The sequence below is a fragment of the Ruegeria sp. BG5 genome, assembly GCF_056538425.1.
Genome location: NZ_JBQFTC010000002.1, coordinates 264,309 through 285,882, shown reverse-complemented (window position 1 = coordinate 285,882; position 21,574 = coordinate 264,309). Strand labels below are relative to the sequence as shown.

The 21,574-nt window shown below is 59.5% G+C and carries 23 protein-coding genes; 15 read left to right on the top strand and 8 right to left on the bottom strand.

Going from position 1 to position 21,574, the window contains the following annotated elements; genetic code table 11:
* On the top strand, positions 1 to 873 hold the full coding sequence (locus ACR0KX_RS11885; protein WP_170453363.1) for a ribokinase: 873 nt from the start codon (positions 1 to 3) through the stop codon (positions 871 to 873).
* Here the strand turns inward: ACR0KX_RS11885 and msrA are convergent.
* Both msrA and ACR0KX_RS11875 read right to left on the bottom strand, forming a co-directional pair.
* A complete protein-coding gene (gene msrA / locus ACR0KX_RS11880; protein WP_170623512.1) occupies positions 870 to 1,541 on the bottom strand; it encodes a peptide-methionine (S)-S-oxide reductase MsrA in 672 nt (223 codons plus the stop codon). The two genes, ACR0KX_RS11885 and msrA, sit on opposite strands and share 4 nt — an antisense overlap.
* Before the next feature lie 100 nt (positions 1,542 to 1,641).
* Positions 1,642 to 2,391 carry a creatininase family protein gene (locus tag ACR0KX_RS11875; RefSeq protein WP_170623509.1) on the bottom strand — a complete coding sequence of 250 codons (750 nt, stop codon included), beginning with the start codon at positions 2,389 to 2,391 and terminating at the stop codon, positions 1,642 to 1,644.
* A 55-nt stretch (positions 2,392 to 2,446) separates the two neighbouring features.
* Between ACR0KX_RS11875 and ACR0KX_RS11870 the strand changes: the two genes are divergently transcribed.
* Positions 2,447 to 3,055 (top strand): XRE family transcriptional regulator, encoded by a 609-nt coding sequence (locus ACR0KX_RS11870; protein WP_170453366.1) that lies wholly within the window; start codon positions 2,447 to 2,449, stop codon positions 3,053 to 3,055.
* A 34-nt stretch (positions 3,056 to 3,089) separates the two neighbouring features.
* Here ACR0KX_RS11870 and ACR0KX_RS11865 read toward each other — a convergent pair whose 3' ends face one another.
* Positions 3,090 to 3,860: a transporter substrate-binding domain-containing protein gene (locus tag ACR0KX_RS11865; protein WP_170453367.1), complete on the bottom strand. Its 771-nt coding sequence runs from the start codon at positions 3,858 to 3,860 to the stop codon at positions 3,090 to 3,092.
* Positions 3,861 to 3,981: 121 nt separating this feature from the next.
* Between ACR0KX_RS11865 and ACR0KX_RS11860 the strand changes: the two genes are divergently transcribed.
* Genes ACR0KX_RS11860 through ACR0KX_RS11845 form a run of 4 tightly spaced genes read left to right on the top strand, consistent with a single transcriptional unit; the run spans position 3,982 to position 6,900 of the window.
* Positions 3,982 to 4,722: an amino acid ABC transporter ATP-binding protein gene (locus ACR0KX_RS11860; RefSeq protein WP_170453368.1), complete on the top strand. Its 741-nt coding sequence runs from the start codon at positions 3,982 to 3,984 to the stop codon at positions 4,720 to 4,722.
* A 9-nt stretch (positions 4,723 to 4,731) separates the two neighbouring features.
* Positions 4,732 to 5,493: an amino acid ABC transporter permease gene (locus tag ACR0KX_RS11855; RefSeq protein WP_480708451.1), complete on the top strand. Its 762-nt coding sequence runs from the start codon at positions 4,732 to 4,734 to the stop codon at positions 5,491 to 5,493.
* Positions 5,494 to 5,506: 13 nt separating this feature from the next.
* Positions 5,507 to 5,842, top strand: a complete 336-nt coding sequence (locus tag ACR0KX_RS11850; RefSeq protein ID WP_170453370.1) for a carboxymuconolactone decarboxylase family protein — start codon at positions 5,507 to 5,509, stop codon at positions 5,840 to 5,842.
* 5 nt (positions 5,843 to 5,847) lie between these two features.
* Positions 5,848 to 6,900, top strand: a complete 1,053-nt coding sequence (locus ACR0KX_RS11845) for an aromatic ring-hydroxylating oxygenase subunit alpha (RefSeq protein ID WP_170623505.1) — start codon at positions 5,848 to 5,850, stop codon at positions 6,898 to 6,900.
* Here the strand turns inward: ACR0KX_RS11845 and ACR0KX_RS11840 are convergent.
* Complete coding sequence (locus ACR0KX_RS11840; RefSeq protein WP_170623503.1) at positions 6,889 to 7,995, bottom strand: hypothetical protein; 1,107 nt, start codon at positions 7,993 to 7,995, stop codon at positions 6,889 to 6,891. The two genes, ACR0KX_RS11845 and ACR0KX_RS11840, sit on opposite strands and share 12 nt — an antisense overlap.
* A gap of 139 nt (positions 7,996 to 8,134) precedes the next feature.
* Between ACR0KX_RS11840 and ACR0KX_RS11835 the strand changes: the two genes are divergently transcribed.
* The gene (locus ACR0KX_RS11835) at positions 8,135 to 8,716 is read left to right on the top strand and encodes a peroxidase-related enzyme (protein WP_170623501.1); all 582 of its coding nucleotides are present in this window, start codon (positions 8,135 to 8,137) and stop codon (positions 8,714 to 8,716) included.
* Positions 8,717 to 8,733: 17 nt separating this feature from the next.
* Here the strand turns inward: ACR0KX_RS11835 and ACR0KX_RS11830 are convergent, their stop codons facing one another.
* A complete protein-coding gene (locus ACR0KX_RS11830; RefSeq protein ID WP_170623499.1) occupies positions 8,734 to 9,015 on the bottom strand; it encodes an SCP2 sterol-binding domain-containing protein in 282 nt (93 codons plus the stop codon).
* Positions 9,016 to 9,168: 153 nt separating this feature from the next.
* Positions 9,169 to 10,395 (bottom strand): argininosuccinate synthase, encoded by a 1,227-nt coding sequence (locus ACR0KX_RS11825; protein WP_170623497.1) that lies wholly within the window; start codon positions 10,393 to 10,395, stop codon positions 9,169 to 9,171.
* A 357-nt stretch (positions 10,396 to 10,752) separates the two neighbouring features.
* Here ACR0KX_RS11825 and ACR0KX_RS11820 point away from each other — a divergent pair, with 357 nt between their 5' ends.
* Positions 10,753 to 11,304 (top strand): threonine dehydratase, encoded by a 552-nt coding sequence (locus ACR0KX_RS11820; RefSeq protein WP_480708450.1) that lies wholly within the window; start codon positions 10,753 to 10,755, stop codon positions 11,302 to 11,304.
* Positions 11,305 to 11,363: 59 nt separating this feature from the next.
* On the top strand, positions 11,364 to 12,590 hold the full coding sequence (gene ilvA / locus ACR0KX_RS11815; protein ID WP_170623493.1) for a threonine ammonia-lyase IlvA: 1,227 nt from the start codon (positions 11,364 to 11,366) through the stop codon (positions 12,588 to 12,590).
* Here the strand turns inward: ilvA and ACR0KX_RS11810 are convergent.
* Positions 12,587 to 12,916, bottom strand: coding sequence for an Hpt domain-containing protein (locus tag ACR0KX_RS11810; RefSeq protein WP_170623491.1), 330 nt, complete (start codon positions 12,914 to 12,916; stop codon positions 12,587 to 12,589). The two genes, ilvA and ACR0KX_RS11810, sit on opposite strands and share 4 nt — an antisense overlap.
* Before the next feature lie 146 nt (positions 12,917 to 13,062).
* Here ACR0KX_RS11810 and ACR0KX_RS11805 point away from each other — a divergent pair, with 146 nt between their 5' ends.
* Positions 13,063 to 14,346 (top strand): PP2C family protein-serine/threonine phosphatase, encoded by a 1,284-nt coding sequence (locus ACR0KX_RS11805; protein ID WP_480708449.1) that lies wholly within the window; start codon positions 13,063 to 13,065, stop codon positions 14,344 to 14,346.
* Here the strand turns inward: ACR0KX_RS11805 and ACR0KX_RS11800 are convergent.
* Positions 14,343 to 14,786 (bottom strand): NUDIX hydrolase, encoded by a 444-nt coding sequence (locus ACR0KX_RS11800; RefSeq protein WP_170453380.1) that lies wholly within the window; start codon positions 14,784 to 14,786, stop codon positions 14,343 to 14,345. The two genes, ACR0KX_RS11805 and ACR0KX_RS11800, sit on opposite strands and share 4 nt — an antisense overlap.
* A gap of 76 nt (positions 14,787 to 14,862) precedes the next feature.
* Between ACR0KX_RS11800 and hslO the strand changes: the two genes are divergently transcribed.
* The 5 genes from hslO (at position 14,863) to ACR0KX_RS11775 (ending at position 21,449) form a co-directional block, all read left to right on the top strand.
* Entirely contained in the window at positions 14,863 to 15,849 is a 987-nt protein-coding gene (hslO, locus tag ACR0KX_RS11795; RefSeq protein ID WP_170520939.1) for an Hsp33 family molecular chaperone HslO, read from the top strand.
* A complete protein-coding gene (locus tag ACR0KX_RS11790; protein WP_480708448.1) occupies positions 15,824 to 16,438 on the top strand; it encodes a CoA pyrophosphatase in 615 nt (204 codons plus the stop codon). The genes hslO and ACR0KX_RS11790 overlap by 26 nt, the downstream gene beginning before the upstream one ends.
* Complete coding sequence (locus tag ACR0KX_RS11785) at positions 16,435 to 17,589, top strand: CCA tRNA nucleotidyltransferase (RefSeq protein WP_480708447.1); 1,155 nt, start codon at positions 16,435 to 16,437, stop codon at positions 17,587 to 17,589. Before ACR0KX_RS11790 ends, ACR0KX_RS11785 begins: the two co-directional genes overlap by 4 nt.
* 192 nt (positions 17,590 to 17,781) lie before the next feature.
* Positions 17,782 to 19,620, top strand: a complete 1,839-nt coding sequence (locus ACR0KX_RS11780; protein ID WP_480708446.1) for an ABC transporter ATP-binding protein — start codon at positions 17,782 to 17,784, stop codon at positions 19,618 to 19,620.
* Entirely contained in the window at positions 19,617 to 21,449 is a 1,833-nt protein-coding gene (locus ACR0KX_RS11775) for an ABC transporter ATP-binding protein (protein WP_170520946.1), read from the top strand. Before ACR0KX_RS11780 ends, ACR0KX_RS11775 begins: the two co-directional genes overlap by 4 nt.
* Positions 21,450 to 21,574: the final 125 nt, after the last annotated feature.

Genomic DNA, 21,574 nt, shown 5'->3' with positions numbered 1-21,574 from the left:
ATGACGATCTGGAACCTCGGCTCGATCAATGCGGATATGGTCTATGCCCTGCCGCATCTGCCCGCGCCGGGGGAGACGCTGGCGGCCAGCGGGCTGGAGCGTTTTCTGGGCGGCAAGGGGGCCAATATGTCGGTCGCGGCAGCGCGGGCCGGGTCACGGGTCAGCCATATTGGCGCGGTCGGGGCCGACGGGCGCTGGGCGAAGGATCGGCTGACCGAATATGGCGTCGATACAAGGTTTATTGCCGAAGTCGATGTGCCCACCGGCCATGCCATCGTGGCCGTGGATGCGCAGGGTGAGAACCTGATTGTCCTCTTCCCCGGATCCAACCACGCGCTGGAGGTGTCGCAGGTCGGGCAGGCGCTGGCGTCTGCCAATACCGGGGACCTTCTGGTTCTGCAGAACGAAACCAATGCGCAGGTCGAGGCCGCCCGGATGGGGCGCGAGCTGGGCCTGACCGTCTGCTACGCGGCCGCCCCGTTTCAGGCCCAAGCCGTGCAGGACGTTCTGCCTTATCTGGATTTTCTGATCCTGAATGAGGTTGAGGCCGAGCAATTGCGGCAGGAAACCGGGCTGGATGCCGCGCAACTGCCGGTGCGCCATGTCATCGTCACCCTTGGCGCAAAAGGCGCGCGGTATCTGCAACAGGGCTGTGAACCGGTTGATTTTGCGGCCCACAAGGTTCAGGCGGTCGATACGACCGGTGCGGGGGATACGTTCACCGGTTATGTTCTGGCCGGGATGGACCGGGGGATGCCGATGGAACAGGCGATCCTGCAAGCAAATCGTGCCGCGGCCCTGATGGTCACGCGGCACGGTACGGCGGATGTCATTCCTGATCTGCGCGAAGTGCGCGACGCGTCTTTCGATTAAGACCCGGCAAAGGGTGCGTCTGTGCCCCAAAGCTGTTTCACACGCGCATCCCGACCGCAGGCATTGCGATAGGCCTTATAGGCGTTCTTCTGACGTTTCGGACCAAAGCGGGTGAAGACCAGTTTTTCGCCCTTGTAATAATCCTGATGGTAGGCCTCGGCCGGGTAAAAGGTAGATTCTTGCAAGATTGGCGTCACCACCGTCTGACCCAATGCGGCCTGCGCCTGTGCCTTGGCCTTTTCCGCTTGCGCCTTTTCGCCCGAGTTAGAGACGAAAATCGCTGTGCGATAGCTGTCACCCCGGTCGCAGAACTGACCGCCCGCATCGGTGGGATCGACCGAGCGGAAGAACATGTTCAATAGCGTTTCACGGGAAACCCGGGCCGGATCGAAGGTGATCTGAACCGCTTCGTAATGGCCTGTACCGCCTTTTGAGACCTGATCATAGGTTGGGTTGGCCGATTTGCCACCGGTATATCCCGACACCGCGCCCACGACACCGGGGACGGATTCGAAATCGGATTCGACGCACCAGAAACACCCGCCCGCAACGGTCAGTGTCTCGGTGCCTGCCGCCTGAGCGGGCAGGACCCGCAGCATCGCGGCCAAAGTTATGAACGTCAGCAACAGGGCGGGCTTCACAAAATCGAGGTAGGCAGTTCGGGTCATGGCAGGTCTCCTTCCGAGACTGAAAGTGGCCCGAGAACCGACCCGTTGCAATCGCCTGACATCGATTGTCACGCGCTGGTGAGACGAGTTTATCCGCAGTCTAACGAACCTGTCGCGCCAGATCCTGAAACGCTGCAAACTGTTCTGCGATCGCCTGTGCGGCGGTGTCCAGCAGCCGCGCGCCGTCCTCGGGCGTGGCCAGCGCGGAATGGGATCCGACGCGGCCATCCGGGAACGCGGCCCGGTGTTCTTCGGGTGGGCCGTGACGGTCGCCGCTATGGGCGCGGAAATAATCAGAGCTGAGTTTCTTGGGGGGATCGGCGGCCAATCCCGTTGGCAAAGCCCCCAACAGGCTTTGCGTGATCGCGATCTCGGACGGGGTGGCGTGCATCCCCTCCCACGCGCCATAAAGGTTCTGGCGCAGGGCGTTGACGCTGGGCGGCTCCCACCAGCTGACAATTTGAATCCGACCTGCGGGCAGGGCGTCAGCGATGCGGTTCAACGGTGCCAGATTGGCGCCGTGACCATTCACAACAAAAACACCGGTAAACCCTTGCGCCAGCAGGCCCGAGATGACCTCGCTCGCCATGGTTTGAAAAATCGGCTCCGACAGGGAGACCGTACCGGGAAAGGCCGTGTTGAACGGGGCCGGGGTGTAGGCCAGCGCCGGAGCCACGATGGCGTCGCACCGCTTGGCTGCGGCCAGCGCTATCGCTTCGGCGCAGATCGTGTCGGTTCCGATCCGGCCCATCGGCCCATGCTGCTCGGTCGATCCCACGGGCAGCAGGATTGCGGCCCCGGACTTGATCCGGGCCTCGACCTCATACCATGTCATATGATCCAGTTTCATGATTACAGCCTGACTATCGCTTTTCCTTTTGGCAACACGCCGATACGCTGAGCGCATGGAACAGCCACGTACCATTGAAACCCAGAAGCCGCCGCTTGATCATGTGATCGGGCTGGCCGTCAAAACCCATCGCATGCTCGCAGGTCTGACGCTGGCCGAGTTGTCGGGTCAGTCCGGGGTCTCGACCGCGATGATCTCGAAGATCGAGCGCGGACAGGTCTCGGCCTCGCTTGGAACGCTGGATGCGCTGGCAAACGGGATCGGTGTCCCCCTGATCAATTTCTTTGCCGCAACGGTCGAACGGTCCGACGTGTCCTTTGTTGCGGCGGGCGAGGGTGTGACGGTGCAGCGGCTGGGCAGCGGTTACGGTCATAGCTACAAGCTGATCGGCCGCGCCGAGGCCAAGCATGTCAGTTTCGAAAGCTTCAGCGTAACGCTGGAATCGCCTCTGGGGCCACGACCATCATATCAACATCAGGGGATCGAGTTCATCCACGTCACCGATGGTGAGATGGTCTATGGCTGCGGGGATGAGGCCTATCATATGCGCCCCGGCGACTCCTTAAGCTTTGATTCAAACGCTGCGCATGGGCCGGTTGAGCTGAAGACGGACAAGGTCAGTTTCATAACCGTTGTGGCCAAGGCCGTACCCAGCGGAAATTGAAAACGCCCGGCGGTAAGGCCGGGCGCTGGTCAGGTCAGAGACCCCATTTCTCTCGATTCGCTTCGAAGAAACCCTGCGCCTTCTTCACCTCGATCCAGTTGTTGACGTAGTTGATCCAGACCTGATCGTCCTGCGGCAGGATCATGGCGATGGGCGAAGGCGAACGGGGGCCCGCATTCTTCACGCGGACAACCGGGAATTTGTCTTCAAGGGTCGAGCCTTCGATGTTCGATGTGATGAACACGTCCGCACGTCCGGCGATAACCTCCTGAAAGCCACGGGCCGGCGCTTCGACAACCTTGATTTCCGCATTCGGGAACCATTCACGCACGCGCTTTTCAAAGGTGGTGCCCAAAGTGGTGGCAACCGTCACGTCGGGTTGGTTGATCGAGTCGTAGCCGTCGAATTTGTCGGCCTTGTCCTTGGTGGTGTAGGGAAACAACTCGACCGCGATATAGCTGTCCGAAAACCCGGCAACCTTCATGCGCGGCGGCGAGATCGAAGCCGAGCCGGTCAGGTGGTACTTGCCCGCAACCACGCCATTGACCAGGGTTTTCCAGTCGGTCGGCACATATTCGACCTCGACCCCCAGATCGGTGGCCAGTTCGTTCATGATGTCGATGTCATAGCCCTTGTAGCTGTTCGTCGCCGGATCGCGCAGGGACATCGGGTTCCAGTCGCCGGTTGTGCCGACTTTCAGAACGCCCGAATCCAGCACTTCGTTCAGGGCCGATTGTGCATGTGCCGCGCCCGACAATACCAGTCCAAGCGCTGCGGCTGCCGCAGCTTTCCAAATCGTGTTCATTTATTTCTCCCGTTGGTGGCGGTTGGGTCTTGCTGCCATATTGTTCCTTGATTTAAGCGCGAAGGGGAAGATAACCTCAAGAAAATATTCCACTGTGAATAAAATAAGGGCAGGTCAGCCAATGCCAGACGCCGCCATCGAGCTTGTTGATGTGAACAAGTGGTTCGATACGTTTCACGTTCTCAAGGACATCAATCTGACGGTCAACAGCGGCGAAAAGGTGGTGATCTGCGGACCTTCGGGGTCGGGCAAATCCACTGTTGTGCGCTGTATCAATCAGTTGGAGAAGCACCAGAAAGGCACCATCCGCATCGATGGGGTCGAACTGAAGGACGATGCCAAATCCGTGGCCACGATCCGGTCCGAGGTCGGCATGGTGTTTCAGCAGTTCAACCTGTTCCCGCATCTGACCGTTCTGGAAAACCTGACGCTGGGCCCGATCAAGGCGCGCGGCCTCAGCCGGAAAGACGCCGAAGACCGCGCGCGCCATTACCTTGAGCGGGTGCATATCCCAGATCAGGCCGATAAACGCCCGATCCAACTGTCTGGCGGCCAGCAACAGCGCGTGGCGATTGCCCGATCCCTGTGCATGGAGCCCAGGGTTCTGCTGTTTGACGAGCCGACCTCGGCCCTCGATCCGGAAATGATTGCCGAGGTGCTCGATGTGATGGTCGAACTGGCGAATGAAGGCATGACCATGGTTGTTGTCACCCATGAGATGGGCTTTGCCCGCAAGGTCGCCGACAACATGATTTTCATGGATGCGGGCGAGATCGTGGAACAGGGCAAGCCGGAACATTTCTTCACCAATCCCACCTCGGATCGGTGTCGGAAGTTCCTGAGCCAGATTTTACAGCACTGAGTGGGCATGATGAAAAAAAACCTTCTTCTTCTGATCCCGCTTTTGGCTCTGACCGGCTGTTCCTCGTCCCAGACCTGGGGTTGGTATGTGATCGACCCCACGACGGATACGGGCTGGACCAATGTGAAATTCCTGATTTCGGGCATGGGGGCGACAATCCAGATCTCTCTGATCGCCGCCGTTCTGTCGATTGTGATCGGCTTGCTGGTCGCCTTGCCCGGTCTGTCCGAAAAACGCGGCTGGCGGTTGCTGAACAGGGTCTATGTCGAGTTCATCCGCGCGATTCCGCTGCTGCCCATGCTGTTTTGGGTGTTCTACGGCCTGCCGATTGTGTTCCAGTCGATGGGCATGAACATCCCCATTGATCCGTTCTGGGGTGCAATCATCACGCTGGCGATTTCCGACAGCGCCTTCACGGCTGAAATTTACCGCGCGGGCATTCAATCCATCGCACGCGGTCAGCGCGAAGCGGCGCAGACCATCGGGCTGAATTACGTGCAAACCATGCGCTACGTGATCATGCCGCAAGCGATCCGACGCATTCTGCCCCCCTTGGCAAATCAGTTCATCTACATCGTCAAGATGAGCGCCTTTGCCAGCGTCATCGGCATGCAGGAACTGACCCGCCGCGCGAACGAGCTGGTGGTGACGGAATACCGCCCGCTGGAAATCTACACTTTGCTGATTTTCGAATACCTGATCCTGGTTCTGATCATCAGCGCCGGTGTGCGCTGGCTGGAACGCCGCATGGGTGCGGATGAACGCGGTTAAGACGGAGAATAAAATGGACTGGAAAGACTTCATGGCCGAGACCGAGGCCAATATCGGAACCTTCTCGAAAGAAGTGCCCGAAACCGTGCGCGGTTTTGGCATCATGGGAAAGGCCGCCAAGGCCGATGGGGCGCTAAGCGAGAAGACCAAGGAATTTGTCGCGCTGGGCATTGCCGTTGCCACAAAATGCGACAGCTGCATCGGGTTTCACGTGAAATCGCTCGTCCGCCTTGGTGCCACGCGCGAGGAGTTGTGCGAGGCGCTCGCCATGGCAACCTATATGGGTGGAGGCCCATCCTTCGGATACAGCGCCAAGGCCCTGAAAGCCTTTGATGTGTTTTCGGAGTAACCCCCATGCGTCCTGATCTGGCCGGAGCCGAGGGCTTTATCCGAAACTGCTGGTATGTCGCAGGGCGCAGCGGGGATTTCGGTCGCGACCTCAGCCCGGTGCGGATGCTGAACGAAGAGATCGTGATCTACCGCGACACCAAAGGCGCGGCCATAGCGCTGGAAGATGCCTGTCCGCACCGCAAACTGCCCCTGTCGCGCGGAACGATCGAGGGCGATCATGTTGTTTGCGGCTATCACGGGCTGACCTTCGATTGCAGCGGCGAATGTGTGATCGCGCCAACGCAGTTGGACAACCCCCCGCGCCGCGCCGCTGTGCATTCCTACCCGGCCGAGGATCGCTGGGGGTTCCTGTGGCTATGGATGGGTGATCCGGCGCAGGCCAATCCGGATGACATCATCGACATCCCGAATTTCGACAACCCAAGCTGGGGCAAAACCCAGACCGGCGCGATGGAGATGGCGTGCCACTACCTGTACATCATCGACAATCTGCTGGACCCCAGCCATGTGGCCTGGGTGCACCTGACCTCATTTGCCGGGGCCGGAACCGACAACCGGCCCCTTGATCTGGAAGAGACCGAAAACGGCGTCATCGTCTCACGCTGGATCGCGGACGAACCCGCGCCGCCATATTACGCGCCGATCCTGCCCTTTGGCCCAACCTGCGACCGCAAGCAGCATTACGAATGCCGCCTACCATCGACCGCGATCAACATGTCCGTCTATACACCGGTGGGGGAAGGCGGGGCGGATCGTCCGATCTCGGACAATGCGTTCATCAATATCTCTTACAATTTCATCACGCCGGTGGATCACGAAAGCGCACGCTATTTCTGGTTCCAGCATCGCAATATGCATGCCGATGACGCGGCTATGTCCCAGCGGATGTTCGACGGCGCGGTTATGGCGTTCAACGAGGACAAAGAGGTGCTGGAATACGTCCAGACCGGTATGGCGCAGCGCAAATCCGGCTATATCAACCTTGGGCTGGATGCGGGCGCGATGCGGTTCCGGTCGCGGGTGGCGAAGATGATCGCGTCCGAATCAGTGGGCTGACAACCGGCCATTTGCGCCCTGTCCGACCCGCTGTTCAGGCGCGTCAAAAACGGCTCTGATACAGGGGTATTCGTCCAGAATTGCCTGCCCACCGGGGATCAGATCGGGCCTGAAAACACCATTGTCCCAGATCGCCACACCATCCACGGCAATCGTCGGGTCCAGTACGTTCAGCGAAATCTCACCCGGTGCGTAATGCCCGCAGGTGTGAAAATGCAACAGGCGGGGGTTGCCAAAGGCCGACCCGCTCCACCGTTCGAAATTCTCGAAAGCAGGCGCGGTATAGGCGCATCCCGGATGAATGCCTGCATGCCACGAGTGCATGGTCATCGGGTCCAGATCAAACATCTGCCCGACCTTCTGATAATGCATCTGTGCGCAGTGCACGTCCATGTCGTGACCGGAAAACCCGGTCAAACGCCCGCCGTCAAAGTGAACCGCCAATGGCTCCCTCAGGTCGCAGCCATAAGGCTGATAGAATTTCGACCCGGTTCCCACAAGAAATCCATCCTGCATCACAATGCCGGAAAAGCCCTGGGCCGGGACGGGCGCAAAAACGGACATCGGAAAGCGCGCCACGCTGACATCCGCGGCGCCTTGCTTAGGATACGCGGCCCCCGGCCCGCTGAAATCCGTGCCCAAGGGGCAGGTGACGCGGATGCGCTCGGCCTCGGCCATAACGGCGTTCACCGCGTTCTTCAGCGCAACAAACCCGGTATAGTTCGCCCGGCCAAAGCCCGAGGCCAGCATCTGCGCGTCCAACGCATAAGACATGATGGGCTGAATGCCCGACAAGCCCGTGTCAAACCTGATCTGGTCGCCGGTGCGGGACAGGAACAGCGTTCGATCCGCAGCCTTCATATCGGCAATCAATTGATCGGACAGTTTGACCTCAATCGGGTCAAAAGGCACTGTTTGTACGGATGTGTCGATCTGCAGGGTGCGGGCGCAGTCCAGAATGGCCTGTCCGATCTCTTCATCGTAGTAGGCGTTTCCAGGGTCTTCGCACAGAACAAGCAGGCGATCGCCCCGGGACAGGCCACCGCATCGCAGCAACAGGTTTTCAGCGCCTGAATACAAATCAGACCGGTGCATTCCGCTTGCCCCTTACCAAGAATGATCCCAAGACTCGCTGGTCTGTTCACGATTTTGTTATAATCAAAAATCTCTTGCCAGTAAAAACTTTTACTGACACTCCCAAAAACACCGGCAATTAACCGCAGGAGACACCAAGATGAGCGCCTGGATCGACATGATCCCCGATGAACAAGCCGAAGGTCGCCTGAAAGAGCTGTTGGACAAAGCGCGGACCCCGCACGGCACCGTTGACACCGTGATGCGGGTGCATTCGCTGCGGCCCGAGACGATGAACGGGCATGTCACGCTGTATCGGTCGGTCCTGCATTCACAGGACAACAAGCTGCCGTTCTGGTTTCTTGAGGTGGTGGCCAGCTATACCTCGATCCTGAACGACTGTACCTATTCGCTGACGCATCACTTCATGAATGTGCGCAATCTGCTGAAGGATCAGCCGCGCAGCGACCGAATCTTTGTCGCGCTCAAGGCGCATCGACCCGAGGATGAGTTCGGCGGCAAGGAACTGGCCTTGCTGCGCTATGCGGCCAAGCTGACCACGGATGTGGGAAAGATGGTGAAATCGGATTTCGAGGCGCTGAAAATTGCCGGGTGCGAGGATGGCGAAATCCTCGAGGTCAATCAGGTCTGCGCGTATTTCAACTATTCCAACCGGTTGCTGAACGGGCTGGGGGCCACGACCGAGAACGATGTGATCGGGTATTACAAAGGCGACGACTAGCTGGGGGTGGGCTGACCTCAGCCCAGCAACTGCCCCAACTTCATCGCAACGCCCATGTTACCCGAGATCTTGAGTTTCCCCAGCGCGACGCCGGTCATCGGGTTCAGCTTGCCGGTCAGCAGCTTGCCCAGATTGTCTTTGGAAATCCGGATCGTGCAATCGGTGTCGCGATCCTCGGTGCTGGCGGTATTGTCGGCCAGAACAATCACGCCATCGTCACCGCAATCGAATTTGAGCGAGCCATCAAAGCTTTTGCCGTTCAGGCCTTTTTGAATTCCGTCGGCGATGTCCTGCAGCATGATCTGTCCTTTCCAAGTTGACCTTTGCGTAAGGACAAACCCGGAGGTCAGGCAAGCCTGACGTGGCGGGAACTGACAGAGCGTTGATCGGATAAGGAAAACCCCGGCATCCTGAAGGGTCGCCGGGGCCGTAGGTTCAGTCCGTAGACGCCGTTACTTCGCCAAGCGCTTGTCCCGCGCCGCCAGCAGCTTAAGGCGCAGCGCGTTCAGCTGGATAAAGCCGGCAGCGTCCGTCTGATCATAGGCACCGGCGTCTTCCTCAAAGGTCACATGCGCCTCGGAATAGAGCGAATGATCCGACCAGCGGCCCACGGTCGAGGCCAGACCTTTGTACAGTTTCACCCGCACGGTTCCGGTGACATGTTCCTGAGATTTGTCGATGGCGGCCTGCAGCATCTCGCGTTCGGGGCTGTACCAGAAGCCGTTATAGATCAGTTCCGCATATTGCGGCATCAGTTGGTCTTTCAGATGCATCGCGCCGCGGTCCATGGTGATGGATTCGATGCCGCGATGCGCCTCCAGCAGGATGGTGCCGCCGGGGGTTTCGTAGATACCGCGCGATTTCATGCCAACAAAACGGCCTTCGACCAGATCAAGACGTCCGATGCCGTGCTTGCCGCCATATTCGTTCAGCTTGGTCAGGATGGTCGCGGGGCTCATCGCCTCACCATTGATGCTGACCGCGTCGCCTTTTTCAAAGCCGATCTCGATGAATTCGGGCTGATCGGGCGCGTCCTCGGGGTGGACGGTGCGCTGATAGACGTAATCGGGCGCCATATCGGCGGGGTCTTCCAGAACTTTCCCCTCGGACGAGGTGTGCAGCAGGTTCGCATCGACCGAGAACGGAGCCTCGCCACGTTTGTCCTTGGCAATCGGGATCTGGTTCTGTTCCGCAAATTCCAGCAGCTTGGTGCGGCTGGTCAGGTCCCATTCGCGCCACGGTGCAATGACCTTGATGTCGGGGTTCAGCGCGTAAGCCGCCAGTTCAAACCGCACTTGATCGTTGCCCTTGCCGGTTGCACCGTGTGCAACTGCATCGGCACCGGTCGCTTGCGCAATCTCGACCAGACGTTTCGAGATCAGCGGGCGCGCGATCGAGGTGCCCAGCAGATACAGGCCTTCGTATTGCGCATTGGCGCGGAACATCGGGAAGACGAAATCGCGGACGAACTCCTCGCGGATATCCTCGATATAGATGTTCTCGGGCTTGATCCCCAGCAGCTCGGCCTTTTGGCGGGCGGGTTCCAGTTCCTCGCCCTGACCCAGATCGGCGGTGAAGGTCACGACCTCACAGCCATATTCGGTCTGCAGCCATTTCAGGATGATCGAGGTATCAAGGCCACCGGAATAGGCCAGAACAACTTTCTTGGGCGCGGACATCTGACTTCCCCTTATTCGTAAGACGATTGGCCCCTAACGGGTTTTGAACGCGGGGGCAAGTTATGTGCGTTGACGAGGCGCGGGAATTGGGGTGAAACGAGGGGATAGAGAACAAGGATTGGTTGAGAGGCGCGGTTTTCGGATGTTGGGCTGGAAGATATTTGTGCATTCGGTGCGGATGGTTTTGGGCAATTTCAGGCAGGCCTTGCAGATCGGTCTCGTCCCGATTGCACTCTGGTTCGGCGGTGCAATTGTCGTGTTTGTCGCTGCGAGTATTTTGCTGAGGATGATGTCCCCCGGGGGCCGGAAAATGACCTGTTTTCATCAGGGAATGCAACGATCTTTCTTGTCCTGATCGTGATCTGGATTGGCATGCTGATCACGGCATGTTGGATCGTTGTCGAATGGCACCGGTTTGTATTGCTGGCCGAATACCCGACGGGATGGATTCCGCAGTTCCGGGTTGATCGCGTGTTGTCCTATGTCGGCCACGGGTTTCTGTTGGGTCTTGCCGCCGTTATCCTTTTGATACCAGTCGCTATTGCCTCTGGCATTGCCTCTTCGATGTCTCAGTCGTCGGGCATTGTTGTGCTGGGTCTTGGGGCGCTGAGCGTAATCGTCTGCCTGTACCGGCTGGTCGTGTTGCTGCCAGCTGCCGCGATTGGTCAACCCCTGACGTTCAAACAGGCATGGGACGCGACCCGAGGTACCGAGGGCGCGATCTTTGTTTTGCTGATCGTGTCCGGGCTTATTCAGGGTGCGGTGAACCTCATCACAGCGCCATTGATGGGGGTTTCGATTGTCGGAGCGCTGGTTGTTTTTGCAGTCACCTTGATCCTCTACCTTATCAATGTCAGCATCCTGACCACGATGTACGGTGTTTTCGTCGAAAAACGCGAACTCTCCTGACCGCCCGTACACATATGTATTCCTTGCCCTTTTAGCCGGGATGGGTCAGTGAAACGGTCATGAGTGATTTCATGACCCGCGCCCGCGCTGCCGAACAGGCGATGCGCACTGTTTTCCCTGCAACGCCGCTGCAGCGGAATGCGCATCTGTCTGACCGTTATGGCGCCGATATCTGGCTCAAGCGCGAAGACCTCAGCCCGGTGCGGTCCTACAAGATTCGCGGTGCGTTCAATGCCATGCGCAAGCAGCAGGGGCAGGACCTGTTCGTCTGCGCCAGCGCCGGCAATCACGCGCAGGGCGTGGCCTTCATGTGCAAGCATCTGGACGTCAAAGGCGTGATCTTCATGCCGGTGACAACCCCGCAGCAGAAAATCCAGAAGACCCGCATCTTTGGTGGGGACAATATCGAGATTCATCTGACCGGCGACTATTTCGATGACACTCTGGCCGCCGCGCAGGCCTGGTGCGCGCAAAAGGGCGGGCATTTCCTGTCGCCCTTTGATGATGAAGACGTGATCGAAGGGCAGGCCTCATTGGCGGTCGAGATCGAGGAACAGCTTGGCAGTGTACCCGATCATCTGCTGTTGCCGGTGGGCGGCGGCGGTATGTCGGCGGGCGTAGCAACGTGGTTCGGCGATCGCACCCATTGCCTTTTTGTCGAGCCTGCGGGCGGGGCGTGCCTGCGCGCGGCTTTGGCGGCAGGGCATCCGGTGTCACTGGATCAGGTGGATACGTTCGTCGACGGGGCCGCCGTTGGCCGGATCGGCGCGAAACCCTTTGACCTGCTGCGCTCTCGCCATTTGTCGGATGTTCTGGTGATGTCCGAGGATCGCATATGCGCCACCATGATCGAAATGCTGAATGTCGAAGGCATCGTGCTGGAACCCGCCGGTGCGCTGGCGGTTGAAGCGGTGACAGATGTGCAAAGTTTTGTCCGGGGCAAGACGGTGGTCTGCGTTACCTCGGGTGGCAATTTCGACTTTGAACGCCTGCCCGAGGTCAAGGAACGGGCTCAGCGCTATTCCGGGGTCAAAAAATACTTCATCCTGCGCCTGCCGCAGCGCCCCGGCGCGTTGAAAGAGTTCCTGAACATCCTCGGCCCCGAGGATGACATCGCCCGGTTCGAATACATGAAGAAATCGGCGCGCAACTTCGGTTCGGTCCTGATCGGGATCGAAACCCGCAAGCCCGAGAATTTCATGCGCCTGTTTGCGCATCTGGATGAGGCCGGGTTCACCTATACCGACATCACCGAGGATGAGACCCTGGCGCAGTTTGTGATCTAGGTCAGGTTCCGGGCCAGATCCGCCTGAAACACCGATTTGGATGCGTCATAGACGGTCAGGATTTCGGACAGATCCACCTCGGCCGCATGACCGGCTGCGGCGCGGCGCTCACCATCCTGACAGAGCCTTGAGAACTGATCGAACCCAAGGCTCAGCGCGCTGCCTTTCAGGAAATGCAGGTTCTGTTCCAGCTCAAGCCGCTGGGTATCGGCGTGCAGGCGGGCGATGACCTCTTGCACCTCATCCAGAAATATCTGGATAACCTCGTCAAACTCATCCGCGCCGACCTCGTCCCGCAACTGTCTGACTCGGGGCCAGTGGATCATTGTCATCCTCCTGCATCGGATTGGGCTGACCTTTGGTAACGCGCTACGGGTAAATGTCGGGTTAAAGTCCGGGGGCCCCCAAGGGCCTTCACCTGATGTTAAACCCCCGGGCGATACGGTCACCCTGTCCCGGTCAGAGGAACAGCATGGGGTTGCAAGTGCCAGCGGCAAGTCTTGAGGAAACCAGATCGGATCTGGATTTCGGCGCGATCCGAAAGGTTCTGGTTGTGGATGACAGCCGCCTGCAACGTCGGATTCTGGTTGCCTCGCTCAAGAAATGGGGCTTCGAGGTGCTTGAGGCCGACACTGGCGAAGCCGCTATCGAGTTATGCGCCCGGTCCGTGCCCGATCTTGTGCTCAGCGATTGGGTCATGCCGGGGATGAGCGGGCTGGAGTTCTGCCGCGCCTTCCGCGCGCTTGAGGCCGAGCATTACAGCTATTTCATCCTGTTGACCTCAAAAAGCGAAAAGCAGGAGGTAGCACGGGGCCTTGATGCCGGGGCCGATGATTTCCTGATCAAACCGCTTGAGGCCGATGAACTGCGCGCTCGTATATCGGCAGGGGCGCGAATTCTGGATATGCAGCGCGAATTGTCCGAAAAGAACCGGCTGATCGAATCCGCCTTGGACGAGTTGAAGCTGGCACATGACGCTATCGACAAGGACCTGATGCAGGCCCGCAAGATTCAGGAATCGCTGGTGCCTGAACTGACGCAGACATTCGGCAAATCCCGCGTCAGTCTGTTGTTGAAACCCTGCGGTCATATTGGTGGTGATCTGGTGGGCATGTTCTCACCCGGTCCAAACAGGCTGGGTTTCTACAGCATTGATGTGTCCGGCCATGGCATCACCTCGGCCATGATGACGGCGCGGCTGGGTGGCTATCTGTCCAGCAAGCATTTCGATCAGAACGTCGCGATGGAGCGTCGTTTCGCTAAATTCTACGCCCTGTTGCCGCCGGATGAGGTGGCCGGGATGCTGAACATGCGGTTGATGGCGGATGCCGGGATCGAAGAATACTTTACGATGGTTTACGCCATCGTCGATCTGCGCAACGGGCATATGAAGCTGGTACAGGCCGGGCACCCACATCCGTTGGTTTTGCGCAGGGATGGCAGCACCGAGTTTCTGGGCGAAGGGGGGTTGCCGATCGGGTTGATCTCGGACGTGTCGTTTCAGCAGATCGAAACCCAACTGCATCCGGGGGATCGGCTATTGCTGTATTCCGATGGGTTCACCGAATGCCATCTGGCAGAGGGCGGATTGCTGGAAGAGGAGGGTTTACGCGACATGGCCCTGGACTGCGCCACCGGGCGCGGCGGGTCCGAATTTCTGGACGATATGTTCTGGCGCCTGACGCAACTCATGTCCCCTGATGGTGGCATGTGCGATGACGTGTCGGCGGTGTATTTCGAGTATAACGGCCCCTAAAGGCGGCCAAGATGCAGGTTGGCAAAGTGGCGATCACCGTCATTGCCCAGCAGTTCCACCGCATCCGCGGTGTCCATCCAAAGCGCCTCGTGAATATCTTCGGTCGGCGGACCCATGCGGCGGACCGGGCGCGCACGATAGATCAGGCAGACCTTCTCGGCCCACAGGTCATATTCCGGCATATAGGTGAACCGGCGAAATGCCCCCACGCGTTCCGGTTTGGCGATGCGCCAACCTGTTTCCTCATAAACCTCGCGATGCAGCGCGGTAACAGGCGATTCGCCTGGGTCGATCCCGCCGCCGGGCAGTTGCAGATCCGGGCCCGGTTCGGTCTGGCAGGTCAGCAGCAGGCTTCTGCCGCGCGGCAGCAAAGCGTAAACACCAACCCTTTGGGTGTATCTGCGCCCGGGTTCGGGGGTTTCGCCAAACCGTCTGATCATGTATGGCCCCTTACAACCCAATCTCTGCGACCTATATGGTGCCGGTATGCCAACCCTTGGCGTGTAAGGAAACCCCATGTCTCTTGGAACAAAAATCGCGTGGGACGATACCGTCCTGCCCTTTCAACTCGATGTATCGGATATGCGCGGGCGCGTGGCCCGTCTGGATGGCGTGCTGGACGGCATCCTGAAGCAGCATGACTACCCCGAACAGGTTGAGGCTTTGGTGGCCGAGATGGCCCTGCTGACCGCGTTGATCGGCCAGACCGTTTCGTTGCGCTGGAAACTGTCCTTGCAGGTGCAATCCAAGGGCGCGGTGCGGATGATCGCCACGGACTACTACGCGCCGAAGGTCGAGGGCGAACCGGCCCGCATCCGGGCCTATGCCAGTTTCGACCGGGATCGCCTGACAGATTCCGCCCCCTTCGATCAGGTGGGCGAGGGGTATTTTGCGATCATGATCGATCAGGGCGAAGGCACCCAGCCCTATCAGGGCATCACCCCGCTGGCCGGAGGCTCGATAAGTGCCTGCGCCGAGGCGTATTTTGCCCAGTCGGAACAATTGCCGACGCGATTCTCGCTGAGCTTCGGCAAATCGACCGAGCCGGGTGTGGGCGAACATTGGCGCGCGGGCGGTATCATGTTGCAGCACATGCCCAAAGCCTCGCCCTTTGCGGCCTCGGGCGAGGGTACCGGCGAGATCCTGACCGCAAATGATCTGGTTGATGGCGAAGAGGGCGAGAACTGGGGCCGTGTCAACATCCTGCTGGATACGGTCGAAGATCTTGAGATGATCGGCCCTTCGGTCGCGCCCACCGACCTTTTGGTTCGCCTGTTCCACGAGGAAGGGCCGCGCGTCTATGACGCGCAGGCGGTGCAGTTTGGCTGTACCTGCTCCGAGGAACGTGTGCGCCAAAGCCTGTCGATCTATTCGGCCAAGGACATCGAAAAGATGACCACGCCCGAAGGGCAGGTGACAGCCGATTGTCAGTTCTGCGGGGCCCACTATGTGCTCGATCCCGCAACGGTTGGATTTGATGCAGAAGACGCCAGCGGTGCATGACCTTACCACCCGCATTGCTGCGGCCTTGCGTCGTCCGGGTTACGGGTCCAGCGATTTTGACCTGAACCCGGAAACCGTGCTTCCGCCCGGGCGCAAATTGCGTCCGGCGGGGGTGTTGGTGCCGATCCTGCTGACCGGCGATGAACCGCATCTGATCTTGACCAAACGATCATCCGCCCTGAAACACCATCCCGGTCAGATCGCCTTTCCGGGGGGCAAGCAGGATGAAGGGGATGTGGACATCACCGCCGCAGCCTTGCGCGAGGCGCGCGAGGAAATCGGCCTGCCGCCCGATCTGCCCGAAGTGATCGGGTTTTTGCCGGAACATGAAACCGTAACCTCGTTTTCGATGACCCCGGTGGTTGCCATCGTCCGGCAGGGGTTTGACCCCGTGCCTGAACCCGGCGAAGTCGATGAGGTTTTCTCGGTTCCGCTTGCACATGTGCTGGACCCTGCGAATTATGTGATCGAGTCGCGCAGATGGCGGGGTCAGCGGCGCAGGTATTACGCCGTGCCCTATGGCCCCTATTACATCTGGGGCGCGACCGCCCGCATTTTGCGCGGGTTGGCGGCACGGGTGAGTGAATGAAGCAGATCAGCGCGGCCTGGGTTTCAGACCCAGCAACTCAGAGGGTTTGCGCGGCCCTGACCGAAGGCGGGGCGCAGGCCCTGTTTGTCGGGGGCTGCGTGCGCAATGCCCTGCTGGACGCGCCGGTCTCGGATATCGACATTGCGACCGATGCGCTGCCGAACCGGGTGGTTGAGCTGGCACAGGCCGCCGGCCTCAAGGCGATTCCGACCGGGATTGACCATGGCACAATCACCGTGGTCTGCGATCACATCCCGCATGAGATCACCACCTTTCGCCGCGACGTGGAAACCGACGGCCGCCGGGCCGTTGTGGCCTTTTCCGACAAGGTCGAGGAAGACGCAGCGCGGCGCGATTTCACCATGAATGCGATCTATGCCCGGCCCGATGGCACCGTGTTAGACCCGCTTTTGGGCCTGCCCGATCTTGAGGCACGCCGCGTGCGCTTTATCGGAACCGCCCAAAACCGTATCCGCGAGGATTACCTGCGCTCACTGCGGTATTTCCGGTTTCACGCCTGGTATGGCGATGCCGAGGCCGGGTTCGATGCGGATGCTTTGGCGGCGATTGCGGGTAATCTGGACGGCCTGTCCACCCTGTCCCGCGAACGCGTCGGGGCCGAGTTGCTGAAATTGCTGGCAGCGCCCGATCCGGCCCCGTCAATTGCCGCGATGCGCAGCACCGGCGTTCTGGCGCGTCTTTTGCCCGGTGCCAATGACCGCGCGCTTGCGCCCTTGGTGGCGCTTGAACAGGTCGCGGGGGCCGAACCCGAACCGGTGCGCCGCCTTGCCGCCATCGCTACGCCCGAAGACGCCGCGACCCTGCGCCTCAGCCGGTCTCAATTGCAACGGTTGACCCGAATGCGGGACGAAGCACAGGCACCGACCAGCGTGGCTGAACTGGGCTATCGATACGGGGATGAGGGCGGCCTGCACGAAACCCTGCTGCGCTGCGCGTTTCTGGAACAACCATGGTCCGACGACCTGAGGACCCAGTTGCATAGCGGCGCAGCCGCGCGCTTTCCGATCAAGGCGGCAGATCTGATCCCCGATTTCACCGGCCCCGCGCTGGGCCAAAAACTGGCAGAGCTTGAGGCGCGCTGGATCGCGTCGGGCTTCACCCTGACCCGCGAGGATTTGCTGACCGGCTGACGGGAAGTCTCAAAAGGGGATGACAAACCAACGGGTTTGTGGTTACGTGCGCCTGTCACATGGATGGAGGAATGCGAATGTATTACGGGATCTGGTTCGGCTAAAGCCGGGACACTTGCCCCGTAAAGGGTGGTGTTCAGGCGCCATTCTTCTTCGCACGTCTTTTGTTTTGCTCAATCGGAGCACGCTTCCATGTTTCGCTATTTCGAAAACCTTGTTGACCCTTTTGTCGCCTATCATGAGACCGACACGCCGCCGACGCGGCTGTGGCCCTTCATGCTGGAATACTCGCGGCCATTCTTCCGCGTGTTCGTATGGGCAACGCTGCTGTCCATTGTTGTCGCTGGGGTCGAGGTCGGCCTGATCTACTACATGGGACGCGTTGTGGACCTGCTTGGCGGGTCCCCGGCCAATGTATGGAAGGAACACGGGACAGAACTGCTGTTGATGGCTGCGTTTATCCTTTTGTTGCGGCCAATTTTGCACATTCTGGACGTGCTTGTGATCAACAACGCGATCCTGCCTCAATATGGCACGCTGTTTCGCTGGCGGGCCCACAAGCACGTTTTGCGCCAGTCGGTTAGCTGGTTTGAAAACGACTTTGCCGGACGCATCGCCAACCGGATCATGCAGACCCCGCCCGCCGCTGGCGAGGTGGTGTTTCAGGTTTTTGACGCGATTTCCTTCTCGCTGGCCTATCTGGTCGGGGCTGCAATCCTGCTGATGGCGGCAGACACGCGGCTGTTGTTGCCGCTTCTGATCTGGTTTGCGCTTTATGTCGTGTTGGTCAACTGGGCGGTTCGGCGCGTCGGTCCGGCGTCACAGGCCGCATCGGATGCGCGCTCAACCGTGACGGGCCGCGTGGTGGACAGCTATACAAACATCCACTCGGTCAAGATGTTTGCGCATGCCGATCAAGAGATGGACTACGCGAAAGAGGCAATCTCCGAAACGCGTCGCACCGTTCAGGTCGAGATGCGGATTTTCACCATCATGGACGCCATTCTGGTCGTGCTGAATGGGTTCTTGATCGTGGGCGTAGTCGGCTGGGCCATCGTTCTGTGGATGCAAGGCCAAGCCTCAGTTGGCGTAGTGGCGGCGGCAACCGCCCTGACCCTGCGCCTGAATGCAATGACCGGTTGGATCATGTGGGCGCTGACCAGCCTGTTCCGCCAGCTTGGTGTCGTGGCCGAGGGGTTGGAGACAATTGCGCAGCCGATCCAATTGCTGGATGCACCTGATGCAAAGCCATTACAGCTGGGCAAAGGTGAGATCGAAATTCGCGACCTGTCGCATCATTATGGCCGTGAAACCGGTGGTCTGGATCACATCAACCTGACCATCCATCCCGGTGAAAAGATCGGCCTGATCGGGCGGTCCGGTGCGGGGAAATCGACCCTAGTTAAGCTGCTTTTGCGGTTTTACGACGTTGAACGCGGTGCGATTTTGATCGACGGCCAGAACATCGCGGGTGTCACACAGGACAGCTTGCGCAGTCATATCGGGATGGTCCAGCAGGACAGCGCATTGCTGCATCGATCGGTGCGCGACAACATCCTCTATGGTCGTCCCGACGCGACCGAAGAACAGATGGTTGCCGCAGCAAAACAGGCCGAAGCGCATGAGTTCATTCTGGACCTGCAAGACCCGCAGGGCCGCACCGGCTATGACGCCCATGTGGGCGAGCGGGGCGTTAAGCTGTCCGGCGGTCAACGGCAACGGGTAACTCTGGCACGGGTGATTCTGAAGGACGCGCCGATCCTGTTGTTGGACGAGGCGACTTCTGCCCTAGATTCCGAGGTCGAAGCGTCGATTCAGGAAACCCTCTACGGCATGATGCAAGGTAAAACCGTGATCGCCATTGCCCACAGGCTCAGCACCATTGCGCAGATGGACCGCATTCTGGTGATGGATGCCGGTCGCATCGTCGAAGAGGGCGCGCATTCCGATCTTTTGGCGCAGGGTGGCCTTTACGCGCAGTTCTGGGCGCGGCAATCTGGCGGCTTCATGAACCCGGAGGCCGCGGAATGAGGGTTGCTGACCTCATAAACCCGTTCAAAAACATCGAAACGCCCCCACCGCAGACGTTGGGGGCGTTCATTCGCTGGAGCCTGTCCGGCGCCTGGCCCATGCTGTTTGTCGCGGCCTTCTTCTCGGCCACCGCTGGCGCGATGGAGGCGGTCACGGCCTGGATTCTGGGCGAGGTGATCGATGTCGCAACCTCCAGCGGCCCCGAAAACTTTCTGACCGCCGAGAACATGTGGATGATCTTCGCAGCGGTGGTCTTTTTCATGCTGCTGCGTCCGATCCTGTTTGGCCTCTCGTCGGTGTCGAACAACTATATCGTCATGCCCAATATCCCACCTTTGGTTCTGGCCAAGCTGAACCGCTGGACGCTGGGCCAGTCGGTGACCTATTTCGACGATGATTTCGCCGGGCGGATCGCCCAGAAGCAGATGCAAACGTCCAACGCCATGGCCTCGGTCGTCTCGGAAACGATCAGCGCGATTGTGTTTGCGTTGGCTTCATTGGTCGGTTCTTTGCTTTTGTTAGGGTCTATTCATCCGCTGGTGATGCTGCCCTTCGCCGGCTGGTTGGCGGTCTATTTTCTGCTGGTTCGCTGGTACTTGCCGCGCATTCGCAAGCTGTCGGGGGCTCGGGCCGGGGCACGGGCGATGGTGTCGGGACAGGTCGTTGACACGATCACCAACATCAAAACGGTCAAGCTGTTCGCCCATTCCGCGTTCGAGGATCAGGCCGCGCGTGATTCGATGGTGGAACTGCGCGAGCGGTCGCTGGATTTCGGCAAACTCTCTGCCAGTTTCCGTTTCATCCTGATGACATTGGCTGGCGTTTTGCCCGTGCTACTGCTGGGCGCGACCCTGTGGCTGTGGCAGTTCGGCATGGCAACCGCTGGCGATATCGTGGCCGCAGGTGCTGTTTCGATCCGGATCGCGCAGATGACCGGTTGGGTCAGTTTTACGCTGATGGGCCTTTACGCAAATGTCGGTGAGATCGAGAACGGGATGAAGACACTGGCCAAGCGCGACCGGGTCGAGGATGCCGCGCAGGCCACGGACTTGGTGGTGACCGAAGGTGGCATCGCCTTTGACGCGGTCAGCTTTGCCTATGGCCGCGATATCGGCGGTGTGGCCGACCTGAATCTGACCGTCAAACCGGGTGAGAAACTGGGCATCGTCGGCGCGTCCGGGGCAGGGAAATCGACGCTCGTGTCGCTTCTGCTCAGGCTCTATGACGGGGAAAACGGCGCTATTCGCATCGACGGGCAGGACGTGTCGCAGGTGACGCAGGACAGTCTGCGCCGTCAGATCGGCATGGTCACGCAGGAAACCGCGATGTTCAACCGTTCGGCCCGTGAGAATATCCTCTATGGTCGCCCGGATGCGTCCGAGGCGGACATGATCGAAGCCGCCGAAAAGGCCGAGGCGCATGAGTTCATTCTGAGCCTTGAAGATGCGCAGGGTCGCAAAGGATACGATGCGCATCTGGGCGAGCGTGGTGTGAAGCTATCCGGTGGTCAGCGGCAGCGGATCGCCTTAGCCCGCGCCATCCTGAAAGACGCGCCAATTCTGGTGCTGGACGAGGCGACATCGGCACTGGATTCCGAAGTTGAGGCTTCGATCCAAACCGCGTTGCATCGGGTCATGCAGGGCAAAACCGTTCTGGCGATCGCGCACCGCCTGTCAACTCTCAGCGAGATGGACCGGATCGTTGTTCTGGATCACGGGCGGATCGTTGAAACCGGCACGCATGAGGCGCTTTTGGATCAGGGCGGGCTGTATGCTCGGTTCTGGCATCGCCAGTCGGGCGGGTTCATTCAGGCTGAAGCTGCGGAATAGGGGCCTTTGCGGTTCTTGAACCAAACAGCATCGAAATGCGCGTTCGACCGAAGGGAGAGGCAGCGTATTGCGATCCAAAGTAAACGCAAAGTGCCCTAGGGGGTTTTGTTGCGGGCAAACCGCCG

Bases quoted from the DNA above. Each gene is read 5' to 3' on its own strand.
- ACR0KX_RS11835 (WP_170623501.1), top strand. From the start codon at position 8,135: ATGAGCGCCTGGATCGACATGATCCCCGATGAACAAGCCGAAGGTCGC.
- ACR0KX_RS11805 (WP_480708449.1), top strand. From the start codon at position 13,063: ATGGGGTTGCAAGTGCCAGCGGCAAGTCTTGAGGAAACCAGATCGGAT.
- ACR0KX_RS11840 (WP_170623503.1), bottom strand. From the start codon at position 7,995: ATGCACCGGTCTGATTTGTATTCAGGCGCTGAAAACCTGTTGCTGCGA.
- ACR0KX_RS11775 (WP_170520946.1), top strand. From the start codon at position 19,617: ATGAGGGTTGCTGACCTCATAAACCCGTTCAAAAACATCGAAACGCCC.
- ilvA (WP_170623493.1), top strand. From the start codon at position 11,364: ATGAGTGATTTCATGACCCGCGCCCGCGCTGCCGAACAGGCGATGCGC.
- ACR0KX_RS11810 (WP_170623491.1), bottom strand. From the start codon at position 12,916: ATGATCCACTGGCCCCGAGTCAGACAGTTGCGGGACGAGGTCGGCGCG.
- ACR0KX_RS11875 (WP_170623509.1), bottom strand. From the start codon at position 2,391: ATGAAACTGGATCATATGACATGGTATGAGGTCGAGGCCCGGATCAAG.
- ACR0KX_RS11850 (WP_170453370.1), top strand. From the start codon at position 5,507: ATGGACTGGAAAGACTTCATGGCCGAGACCGAGGCCAATATCGGAACC.
- msrA (WP_170623512.1), bottom strand. From the start codon at position 1,541: ATGACCCGAACTGCCTACCTCGATTTTGTGAAGCCCGCCCTGTTGCTG.
- ACR0KX_RS11780 (WP_480708446.1), top strand. From the start codon at position 17,782: ATGTTTCGCTATTTCGAAAACCTTGTTGACCCTTTTGTCGCCTATCAT.
- ACR0KX_RS11860 (WP_170453368.1), top strand. From the start codon at position 3,982: ATGCCAGACGCCGCCATCGAGCTTGTTGATGTGAACAAGTGGTTCGAT.
- ACR0KX_RS11830 (WP_170623499.1), bottom strand. From the start codon at position 9,015: ATGCTGCAGGACATCGCCGACGGAATTCAAAAAGGCCTGAACGGCAAA.
- hslO (WP_170520939.1), top strand. From the start codon at position 14,863: ATGTCTCTTGGAACAAAAATCGCGTGGGACGATACCGTCCTGCCCTTT.
- ACR0KX_RS11845 (WP_170623505.1), top strand. From the start codon at position 5,848: ATGCGTCCTGATCTGGCCGGAGCCGAGGGCTTTATCCGAAACTGCTGG.
- ACR0KX_RS11790 (WP_480708448.1), top strand. From the start codon at position 15,824: ATGCAGAAGACGCCAGCGGTGCATGACCTTACCACCCGCATTGCTGCG.
- ACR0KX_RS11885 (WP_170453363.1), top strand. From the start codon at position 1: ATGACGATCTGGAACCTCGGCTCGATCAATGCGGATATGGTCTATGCC.
- ACR0KX_RS11855 (WP_480708451.1), top strand. From the start codon at position 4,732: ATGAAAAAAAACCTTCTTCTTCTGATCCCGCTTTTGGCTCTGACCGGC.
- ACR0KX_RS11800 (WP_170453380.1), bottom strand. From the start codon at position 14,786: ATGATCAGACGGTTTGGCGAAACCCCCGAACCCGGGCGCAGATACACC.
- ACR0KX_RS11825 (WP_170623497.1), bottom strand. From the start codon at position 10,395: ATGTCCGCGCCCAAGAAAGTTGTTCTGGCCTATTCCGGTGGCCTTGAT.
- ACR0KX_RS11870 (WP_170453366.1), top strand. From the start codon at position 2,447: ATGGAACAGCCACGTACCATTGAAACCCAGAAGCCGCCGCTTGATCAT.
- ACR0KX_RS11865 (WP_170453367.1), bottom strand. From the start codon at position 3,860: ATGAACACGATTTGGAAAGCTGCGGCAGCCGCAGCGCTTGGACTGGTA.
- ACR0KX_RS11785 (WP_480708447.1), top strand. From the start codon at position 16,435: ATGAAGCAGATCAGCGCGGCCTGGGTTTCAGACCCAGCAACTCAGAGG.